Genomic DNA, 10,092 nt, shown 5'->3' on the forward strand with positions numbered 1-10,092 from the left:
TCGGCGCTCGCCTGCCTGCTCGGAATCAGACAACGTTGTCATCGCGAGCCCATTGCACTGCCTGCAATCGGGTGATGTCAACGGTGCGTCGTTCCGCATTTCCGACCGGGTTGGGCCTAATGGCTGGAAAAATGCGAAGTTGCGGCCAGGTCTTGACCTGGACGTAACAAGGTTTGCATCGTGACTGGCATCGGCCCGCGATCGAGGCGGTATGGCCGACAAGGTTGTCAGCGCTGCCACTGGGAGGCGATCGATGATCGGGTTTGCGAAACGCGGTATGGCCGCGGTGGCGGGCTTGGTGCTCGGGGCGGGGCTGCTCACCGCGCTGCCCGTCGCGCAGGCAGCCGCCGATGAGGACCTGGCCCGGTGGGTCAACCCGTTCGTCGGCACCAAGCCCGGCGGCCCCGACCACGGCACGGGCGGCGGCGCGGGCAACACCTTCCCCGGCCCGATGGTCCCGTTCGGACTGATCCAGTGGAGCCCGGACACCGCCACCCACCAGCACGGTGGTTACTACTACCCGGACAACCGGATCAAGGGCTTCAGCCTCACCCACCTGTCCGGCGCGGGCTGCTCCACCTACCAGGACATCCCGATCATGCCGTTCCCCGGTGAGGTCACCACCTCGCCCGCCACCGACCCGCAGCGCTATATCGCGAAGTTCTCCCACGACAACGAGAAGGCATCGCCCGGCGCGTACTCGGTCACCCTCGACAGCGGCACCAAGGTCGAACTGTCCGCGACCAAGCGGTCCGGCATCGGCCGCTTCACCTACCCGACGGCGCAGCCGGCCACCATGCTGCTCAACACCTCCGGTTCGGTCGCGGGCGCGGACGACGCGGAGACCGTGATCGGCGAGTCCAGCGTGAGCGGCTGGGTGACCAGCGGCCGGTTTTGCGGCGCCAACCACCGGTACCGGCTGTACTACCACGCCCAGTTCGACCGGCCCTTCGACGAGGTCGGCACCTGGAAGGACGGCACCGTCAACCCCGGCCGCCGCTCCGAGCGCGGCGGCTCCCCGCCCAAGATCGACCTCGACACCGCCCAGCCGCCGCGCAGCCTCGCCGCCCGCGAGCGCGCCGAGAAACGCGGCACGGCGCAGCCGAGGGCGTCGCGGTTGCAGGACACCGTCGTCTCCGGCCCCGGCTCGGGCGGCTACGTCAGCTTCGACCCGCTGGCGGGCAACACCGTGAACATGCGGGTCGGCATCTCGTTCGTCTCCGTCGACGGCGCCCGCAACAACCTCGCCGCCGAAAGCGGCAGCCGTCCGCTGGAGGAGATCAGCACCGCGGCCCGCGCCGAGTGGAACGCCCGGCTGAACCAGATCCGCGTCGGCGGCGGCACCGACGCCCAGCGCACCACGTTCTACAGCGCGCTGTACCACTCGCTGTTGCAGCCCAACGTGTTCTCCGACGCCGACGGCCGCTACATCGGCTTCGACGGCCGCCTGCACAGCGCCGAGAAGGGCCACGCTGTCTACAGCAACTTCTCGGGCTGGGACGTCTACCGCTCGGAGTTCCAACTCATCTCACTGCTCGCACCGGCAGAGGCCTCCGACATGGTGCGGTCGATGATGGCCTTCGCCGAACAGGGCGGCTCCTGGGACCGCTGGACGGTCGCCAACGGCTACACCGGCGTCATGGTCGGCGACCCCTACCACGCCATGGTGTCCTCGGCGTATGCCTTCAACGCCAAGGACTTCGACGCCAAGAAGGCACTGCTGCTGATGCTGCGCGGCGCCACCCAACCCACCAAGGGCTACGTCGAGCGGCCGGGCCTGACCGAGTACCAACAGCTTGGTTATGTCCCGATCGGCGCGAAGGACGTGTGGGGCCCGCCCGCGACCACGCTGGAGTACACCAGCGCCGACTTCTCCATCGCCGCGCTGGCCCGCAGGCTCGGCGACGCCGCCACCTACGACCAGTTCATGAAGCGCGCCCAGTACTGGCAGAACCTCTACAACCCGGCCACCGAGTACCTCCAGGGCCGCAACGCCGACGGTTCCTTCACCGCCGAGTTCGACCCGGCCAGCCCCGAGCACTGGGTGGAGGGCAACGCCGCGCAGTACGTGTGGATGGTGCCCTACAACCCGGCCGGGCTGTTCACCGCGCTGGGCGGCAACGCCAAGTCGATCCCGCGGCTGGACCACTTCTTCACCAAGCTCAACGCCGGTCCCAAGGAGCCGTACGCGTTCCTCGGCAACGAGCCGATCATGCACGCCCCCTGGCTGTACAACTGGGCGGGGGCGCCGTACAAGACCCAGGCCCTGACCCGGCGCGCGGAGGTCGAACTGTTCGGCCCCGGCCCGGACGGACTGGTCGGCAACGACGACCTCGGCCAGATGTCGTCCTGGTACGTGTGGGCCGCCATCGGCGCCTACCCGGCGATCCCCGGCCGCGCCGAACTCGCCCTGAACAGCCCCCTGTTCACCGAGGTCGTGATCACCCGCCCCAACGGCGCACCGATCACGATCAAGGCGCCCGGCGCCAAGACCGACAGCCCGTACGTGACCGGTCTGCACGTCAACGGCACCCAGTGGGACCGCTCCTGGCTACCCGAGTCGTTCATCCGCAACGGCGGCACGCTGGAGTTCAGCCTGGACTCCGCGCCCGACACCCGCTGGGGTTCCTCCGCGGCGGACGCCCCGCCGTCCTTCCGCGACGGCGAGGTGGCCCAGCGCGGCTTCGTGCAGCCCTCCCGGCTGCTCATCCCCGCGGGCGCGAGCAAACCCGCATCGGCGGGCGCGGTGGACTTCACCGGCACCGGCGCCAAGGTGTCCTGGCGGGCCCAGCCGCCCGCCGGGTTCACGGTGCAACCGACCTCGGGCGAACTCACGGTGCCCGCGGGCGGCACGGCTCGCGCCGAGTTCACCGTCGCCGTCGCCGCGGGCACCGCCGAGGGCAGCTACCGCATCCCGATCGCCTTCACCTCCGGCGGCAAGGAGATCGGCGGCGCCACGCTCGCGGTCCTGGTCGCCCAGGAAGGCAGCATGCGGGCCGCGTTCAACAACATCGGCATCTCGCCGGACGAACAGGGCGGCACCGCCAACTTCGACACCCACGGCTTCAGCTACTCCAAGGAGGCGCTGGACAAAGCCGGGGTGAAGGCGGGCGGCGCGGTCGAGGTGGACGGCATCCGCCACCAGTGGCCGGGTGTGCCGACCGGGGAGCCCGACAACGTGGTGACCAGGGGCCAGACCATCGCGATGCCCGCGACTCCCGGCACCAAGCTGGCCCTGCTCGGCAGCGCCAGCAACGGCAAGGCCTCGGGCACCCTGACCATCACCTATACCGACGGCACCACCCAGACCGCCCAGATCGGCTTCGGCGACTGGACGCTGGGCGGCGGCTCCGGCTCGCCCGAGTTCGACAACCGCGTCGCCGCCAAAACCCCGTACCGCAACCGGGCATCCGGCGAACCGCAGAAGATCGACACCTACGTCTTCGCCACGGCGCCGATACCTTTGCAGGAGGGCAAAACGGTCGCGAGCGTCACCCTGCCCCCGACGGTCAATGGAGGCCTACTGCATGTCTTCGCCGTGTCGGTGGGCTGACGAACTCCGCGCGTGCGGTCGCGGCCCCGGTAGGTGCGCGGCCGGCTAGCCTACGAAGGTGACCACCGATCTGACCTTGCTGTCGCGGGTGGCCTTCCGGGGGCAGGAGATCAGCGGGCCTCGGCTGCGAGGCCTGCTGGCGTTGCTCGCCGGGGACCTGCGCGGCGGGTGCAGCACGGCGCGGCTGGTGGACGGGCTCTGGCCGGACCGCAGGCCCGATAACCCCACCAAAGCGCTTCAGGTTCTGGTGTCCAGGGTCCGCGCGCAGCTGGGTCCGGAGGTCATCGCAGGCACCCCGACCGGCTATCGGCTCGCGCTGGACGAGGAACAGGTGGATTCCTCCGCCGTGCTGCTCAGCGCGGCCGCGAGCGCGCGCTTCGGCCGGGCCGGGGATCACGTCGCGGCGCTGGCGGCGGCCGAGGCGGGGCTCGCCCTGTGGAACGGGTCGGCGGCAGACGACGGCCTGGACGACCCGGTGTCCCTGCTGCGTGCGGACCGTGCCGCCGCACACCGGTCGCTCGTGCGTGCCCGCGCGTTGTCGCTGGCCCGGCTGGGTCGGCACGGCGAGGCCGTCGACCGGCTTGCGGAGCTTGTCGAGCAGCGGCCACGGGACGAGGAACTGCTGCTCGAACTGCTGCGCTGCGAAGCCGAGACGGCGGGACCGGCCGCGGCGCTGGAGAGGTACGAGGCCTACCGTCGGTCACTGCGGGAGCAGCTCGGCACTGATCCGGGCGCCGCGCTCGTCGCCCTGCACCAACAGCTGCTGGACGGGCGGCCACTCGCGGTCCGACACGGTGTGCGGCACGAGCCCAACCCGCTGCTGGGCAGGGCCGATGACCTCGCGGCGGTGGCCGGGCTGCTGCGACGCTCGCGCGTCACGTCCATCGTGGGTCCGGGCGGGCTCGGTAAGACCCGGCTCGCCCATGCGGTGAGCCGCCGGGACGAACACCGAGTGGTGCACTTCGTGCCGCTCGCGGGCGTGACCGGCGACGAGGACGTGGCGGGCGAGGTCGCGTCGGCGCTCGGCGTCGGCGGCTCGCGGCCGGGGTCGGTGCTCGCCGCCGACCTGCTCACGGGCATCGTGGGCGCCCTCGGGCCGGGGCCGACGTTGTTGGTGCTGGACAACTGCGAACACGTCATCCGCGGGGCGGCCGAGCTTGTGCAGCGGCTGGTGGCGGCGACCAGGGAATTGCGGGTGCTCACCACCAGCCGTGCGCCGCTGGGCCTCTCGTCGGAGTCGGTGTACCCGCTGCCGGAGTTGACGCTGCCGGTCACCATCGAGCTGTTCGGCCAGCGCGCCAAGGCGGCCCGACCCGACGCCGCCCTGCCCGCCGACGTGGTGGCGCAGCTGTGCGGCAGGCTGGACGGGCTGCCACTCGCCGTGGAACTCGCGGCCGCCAGGGTGCGGGTCATGTCGGTCGCCGAGATCGCCCAGCGCTTGGACGACCGGTTCACCCTGCTGAGCGGGGGCGCGCGGGATACCCCGGAGCGGCACCACACGCTGCACGCCGTGGTGGACTGGAGCTGGAACCTGCTCGCCGCCCCCGCCCAGCGGGCGCTGCGAACGCTCTCGGTCTTCCCCAACGGGTTCACGGCGGAGGCCGCCACGCGGCTGCTGGGTCACGACGCGCTCACCGTGCTGGAGCACCTTGTCGACCAGTCGCTGCTCAAAGTGGCCGACACCCAGTGGGGCGCGCGGTTCTCGATGTTGGAAACCGTGCGCGAGTTCGGGGCGACCCGGCTGCGGGCCGAGGGCGAGACCGAGAACGCGATCACGGGTCTGCTCGTCTGGGCACGGGACCTCGGGCTGGCGCACCACGCGTCGGTCTTCGGGGCCGACCCCGTCCATTCCCTCGAGGTTGTTCGCATCGAGCAGGACAACCTCGTGCATGCCTTGCGGCACGGCCTGGCCCGCGAGGACGGGGCCGCCGTCGTGGCCGTCGCCGCGGTGCTCGGCGGGCTCTGGACGTTCGAGTCGAAGTACCTGCGGCTGGCGAGACTGTCGGCGGATACCGGGGGTCTGCTGTCGCGGTTTCGGCCGCCACCGGAGATGGTCGAGGTGGCCAGGGCGGCGGCCATGGTGGGCGCGACCACGTCGTTCACCATGCCCGACCGCAGCCCCAAGCGCGCTCTCGCGGCTTTGCTCCGGCTGCCCGCAGGTCCGCCGGACACTCTCGTGGGGGCGGGCTCGACCGTGCTGACGCTTGCCGCCCGAGGCGATATCGCGGCGGTCCGCGCGCTGTGCGACAGCCCTGAGCCGCTGCTCGCGGGAGTTGCCAACTGGGTGGTGGGCTACTGCCTGTGGGAGAACGGCAGCGAAGCGGCCAGCGCCCTGGCCGCGGCGCGGCGGGCGCTGGCCGCCTTCGATCAACGCGGAACGCCATGGGTCAGGAGCATCGCGCACGCCAGGGTGAGCGAGCTGTGCCTGAACCTGGAGCGAGGCGAGGAGGCGGTCCGACACCTGCGCCTCGCGATGCGCGAGTTGGCGGCCCTCCGGGTGGGCAACCTGGCGCAGCTGGAGCTCGGTCTGGTGGTCGCCCATCTCCAGGTCGGTGACGTCGACGAGGCCGAGCGGTGCCTGGACCGGACCGCGCCGACCGGAGAGGACGAGGCGATCGGCCTGTCCACCTTCGCCTCCTGCGCGCGGGCGGAGATCCTGCTCAGCCGGGGCGAGGTCGAGGCCGGGCTCGCACTGTGGCGCCGGGTCGTGCGGCGACTGGACCGCACCGACGACCCCACCATCCACAGTGAGATCAACCTCGACCCGTGGGTGCTCGAGGTGCGCGCGGTCACCGTGGTCGCGCACGCCCGGCACGGCGGGCTCGACGAGGTCCGCGACCTCATCGGCGGACTGCGGGCCGTGGTGGCCGAGATCCTCGCCAAACCGGCGCCGCAGTCACCCGCCATGTTGGACTTCCCGGTCTGCGGTGCCCTGCTGCTGGCGCTCGGGATGGTGGACATCCACCGCGGCGCCCACACCCGTGGGGTGCGGCTGATCGCTCTCGCCGAACGCTTCCACTTCCTGCGTGGATTCCAGCCGACCATGTCCTCCGCCCGCGCCCGCCAGGCCGCGGAACAGGCCGACAGGCAGGCATACGCCGACGCGGTGTCGTCGTATGCCGACCTGGACCGGCAGGGTCTGCGGGACGCCGCGCTGGCGGTCCTGCGTTCCCTCGATTAGGACGTGCGCAGCGGAAGCGTGTACACGCCGGTCATATCCGACGACTGGATGAAGGTCGGCGGGTTGTCCGGGTCCGTGCGCAGCGTGGGGAAGCGGTCCAGCAGGACCTCCAGCGCGACCCGGCCCTCCAGTCTGGCCAGCGGCGCGCCGAGGCAGAAGTGGATGCCCCGGCCGAACCCGAGGTGCGGATTGGGGTCGCGGCCCGCGTCGAACTCGTGCGCGTCCGCGAACTGGCGCTCGTCCCGGTTCGCCGCCCCCACCCACACCAGGAGCAGCTGGTCCTTGGGCACCTGCTGCCCGGCGATCTCCACATCGCGGTTGGTGGCGCGCCCGAGCATCGCGAACGGAGTGAGGAACCGCACCGACTCCTCGATCGCGGTCGGCACCAGGGACCGGTCCGCGCGGACCCGCGCCGCCTGCTCGGGGTAGGCGTCGAGACACGTGATCGTGTTGCCCAGCAGCATGGTCGTGGTGATGTGACCGGCGAGCAGCAGCAGGGACGCGAAGTTCACGATCTGCTTGTCGCTCAGGCTCTCCCCGTCCACCTCGGCCCGCACCAGTTGGGTCAGCAGATCCTCCCTCGGGGTGTGCCTGCGCTGGGCGGCGTGATCGGCGATGTAGTCGAACATCGGCCGCATGGCGTCCATGGCGGCCGACATGTCGCGGGTGAATTCCTCGGCCTGGTTGAGGTTCACCTGGTTGCTGCTCTGGAACAGGATGTCCGCCCACTCCCTGAACAGGTGGCGGTCGCTGCTGGGCACCCCGAGCAGTTCGGCGATCACGATCACCGGCAGCGGGTAGGCGAGGTCGGCTACCAGCTCGAACTCGTCCTTCCCGGACACCTCGTCCAGCAGCTCGTTGGTGAGCTCCCTGATCCTCGGCTCGAGGTCGGCCACCACCTTCGGGGTGAAGGCGTGACTGACCAGCTTGCGCAACTTGCGGTGTTCCGGCGGGTCCATCTGCACGAGGTTGCCCTCGTTGAACGACATGTCCGCGGCGGCCGGGAACAACCGGGAGGTGTCGGAGGCGTAGGTGGCCGGATCGCCGATGATCTCGAGGATCTCCTGGTAGCCGTAGACGTTCCAGACACCCGCCTCCTCGTTGAATTCGATGGGCCGCTCCGGACGCGTGCCACGCAGCCAGAACTGGGCATCGTGGACACCCCACTTGTCGACGGGAATGGACATGGGAACTCCCCCTTGCATCAGTTGACGGGAGCGAGAGTGCCCGCGTCCGGGTTCACCGCGGTTTCAGCGCGGTTTCACCGACCTCGCCCGAGGCCGGGACATCACCGGGAGGTCACCTTCGGGTGGTGCGGGTGCGTGCCGCAACGGCGTTACGTAGCCTGGCGCCATGAACGGACTGGGGGAGTCCGGCGGCGCCGCTGTCGTCGTCGAAGACCTGCGAAAACACTACGGCGACCTGCGCGCCGTCGACGGCGTGTCGTTCACTGTGGCCGAGGGTGAGTTCTTCGGCATCCTCGGCCCGAACGGCGCGGGCAAGACCACCACGCTGGAGATCATCGAGGGGCTGCGCAAGCCCGACGGCGGCTCGGTGCGGCTGCTGGGGGAGAACCCCTGGCCGCGCAACCCTCGGCTGCTGCCGCGCATCGGGGTGCAGCTTCAGGCGAGCTCCTTCTTCGACAAGCTGACCGCCCGCGAGCAGCTGGAGACCTTCGCCTCGCTCTACGGCCTGAACAAGAGCACCGCGGTGGACATGCTGGAGTTGGTCGGCCTGTCCGACAAGGCCGACACCCGCGAGGACAAGCTGTCCGGCGGCCAGCGGCAGCGGCTGTCCATCGCCTGCGCGCTGGCCCACGATCCGGACATCGTGTTCCTGGACGAGCCGACCGCGGCGCTGGACCCGCAGGCCCGCCGCAACCTCTGGGACGTGCTGCGCGCCATCCGCGAACGCGGCAAGACGATCATCTACACCACCCACTACCTGGATGAGGCCGAGGCCCTGTGCGATCGGGTCGCGGTGATGGACCGCGGCCGCATCCTCGCCCTCGACGCGCCCGCCACGCTGGTCCGCGACCTCGACGCGCCCACCCACGTGCTGCTCGCGCACGGTGTGCTCACCGAGGCGCAGGCCCGCGACCTCGATGGCGTTGAGGACGTCACCGACGACGGGGTGTCGCTGAGCATCGCCACCCGCCGCCCCGCGCCGGTGCTGACCGCGCTGGCCGAGCAGCAGCGGCTGGACGGACTGCAGGTGCGCACCGCGACCCTGGAGGACGTGTTCCTGCACCTCACCGGACGGGAGTACCGGGCATGAACTCCTTCGCCAGCCTGTCGACGGCCATGTTCAAGGGGTTCGTCCGCGACAAGGCCGCCCTGTTCTTCACCTTCTTCTTCCCGCTGATGTTCCTGATCATCTTCGGGCTGATCTTCCGCGACTCGGGCGAGGACAAGACCGAGCTCGCCGTCACCGGCGACGGCCCGGTGATCACCCAGCTGTCCAAGCTGGACGTCGTCGAGCTCAAGCGCTACGACAACTTCGACGAGGCCGTCGCCCAGGTCCGCGCGGGCGAGGTCGCCGGTGCGGTCACCGAGCGCGGCGGCGAGGTGGTGCTGCGTTTCGCCGCCAGCGACACCATCCAGGCGGGCACCGTGCAGGGACTGGTGTCGTCGGTGGTCGGCCAAGCCAACCAGGCGGCCTCCGGGCAGCCGCCAAAGTTCCGGCTCGCACCGGAACAGGTCGAGGACAGCTCGCTGAAGGCGATCCAGTACCTCACGCCCGGCATCCTGTCCTGGGGTGTGGCCGCCTCGGCCGCGTTCGGCGCGGCCACCGTGCTGGTGTCCTGGCGCCGCAAACAGGTGCTGCGCCGCCTCCGGCTGTCCCCGGTCCGCCCGGCCACGGTGCTCACCTCGCGGCTGCTGGTCTCCGTCGGCATCGCGCTGGTCCAGGCCGTGCTCTACGTCGGCCTGGCCCTCACCCCGATGTTCGGCCTGAAGCTCGCGGGCGACTGGTGGCTGTCGATCCCCATCCTCATCGCGGGCACCCTGGCGTTCTTCGCCATCGGCATGCTCGCCGGGGCCGTGGCCAAGACCGAGGAGGCCACCGTGGCGATCGTCAACGTCGTGGTGCTGCCGATGGCCTTCCTGTCCGGCACGTTCTTTCCCGTCGACCGCGCCCCCGACTGGCTTCAGCTCATCTCCAAGGCGTTCCCGCTGCGCCACATGAACGACGGCATGCTCGACGTCCTGGTCCGCGGCAAGGGCTTCGAAGCCCTGCTCGTCCCGATGGCGGTGCTGCTCGGCTTCACCGTCGTGATCGGCGCCATCGCGGCCAAGCTGTTCAAGTGGGCGGACAACTAGACACCTGTGGGCGGCAACCGGATGCCGGTTGCCGCCCA

5 protein-coding genes are annotated in these 10,092 nt (G+C 70.6%); 4 read left to right on the plus strand and 1 reads right to left on the minus strand.

All coding sequences use genetic code 11. From position 1 onward, the window contains the following. Nucleotides 1-253: 253 nt before the first annotated feature. Nucleotides 254-3,553, plus strand: a complete 3,300-nt coding sequence (locus ACU6XJ_RS16785; protein ID WP_476312150.1) for a GH92 family glycosyl hydrolase — start codon at nucleotides 254-256, stop codon at nucleotides 3,551-3,553. Between the two features lie 58 nt (nucleotides 3,554-3,611). Further along, nucleotides 3,612-6,734 (plus strand): ATP-binding protein, encoded by a 3,123-nt coding sequence (locus ACU6XJ_RS16790; protein ID WP_476312152.1) that lies wholly within the window; start codon nucleotides 3,612-3,614, stop codon nucleotides 6,732-6,734. Here ACU6XJ_RS16790 and ACU6XJ_RS16795 read toward each other — a convergent pair. Further along, entirely contained in the window at nucleotides 6,731-7,921 is a 1,191-nt protein-coding gene (locus ACU6XJ_RS16795; protein ID WP_476312154.1) for a cytochrome P450, read from the minus strand. The genes ACU6XJ_RS16790 and ACU6XJ_RS16795 overlap by 4 nt on opposite strands. A 166-nt stretch (nucleotides 7,922-8,087) precedes the next feature. Here ACU6XJ_RS16795 and ACU6XJ_RS16800 point away from each other — a divergent pair, with 166 nt between their 5' ends. Both ACU6XJ_RS16800 and ACU6XJ_RS16805 read left to right on the plus strand, forming a co-directional pair. Then, entirely contained in the window at nucleotides 8,088-9,011 is a 924-nt protein-coding gene (locus tag ACU6XJ_RS16800) for an ABC transporter ATP-binding protein (protein ID WP_476312157.1), read from the plus strand. Continuing rightward, nucleotides 9,008-10,054: an ABC transporter permease gene (locus tag ACU6XJ_RS16805; protein ID WP_476312159.1), complete on the plus strand. Its 1,047-nt coding sequence runs from the start codon at nucleotides 9,008-9,010 to the stop codon at nucleotides 10,052-10,054. The genes ACU6XJ_RS16800 and ACU6XJ_RS16805 overlap by 4 nt, the downstream gene beginning before the upstream one ends. The last annotated feature ends 38 nt before the right edge of the window (nucleotides 10,055-10,092 follow it).

The sequence above is a fragment of the Actinorectispora metalli genome (assembly GCF_056323685.1).

Bases quoted from the DNA above. Each gene is read 5' to 3' on its own strand.
- ACU6XJ_RS16785 (WP_476312150.1), top strand. From the start codon at position 254: ATGATCGGGTTTGCGAAACGCGGTATGGCCGCGGTGGCGGGCTTGGTG.
- ACU6XJ_RS16795 (WP_476312154.1), bottom strand. From the start codon at position 7,921: ATGTCCATTCCCGTCGACAAGTGGGGTGTCCACGATGCCCAGTTCTGG.
- ACU6XJ_RS16800 (WP_476312157.1), top strand. From the start codon at position 8,088: ATGAACGGACTGGGGGAGTCCGGCGGCGCCGCTGTCGTCGTCGAAGAC.
- ACU6XJ_RS16805 (WP_476312159.1), top strand. From the start codon at position 9,008: ATGAACTCCTTCGCCAGCCTGTCGACGGCCATGTTCAAGGGGTTCGTC.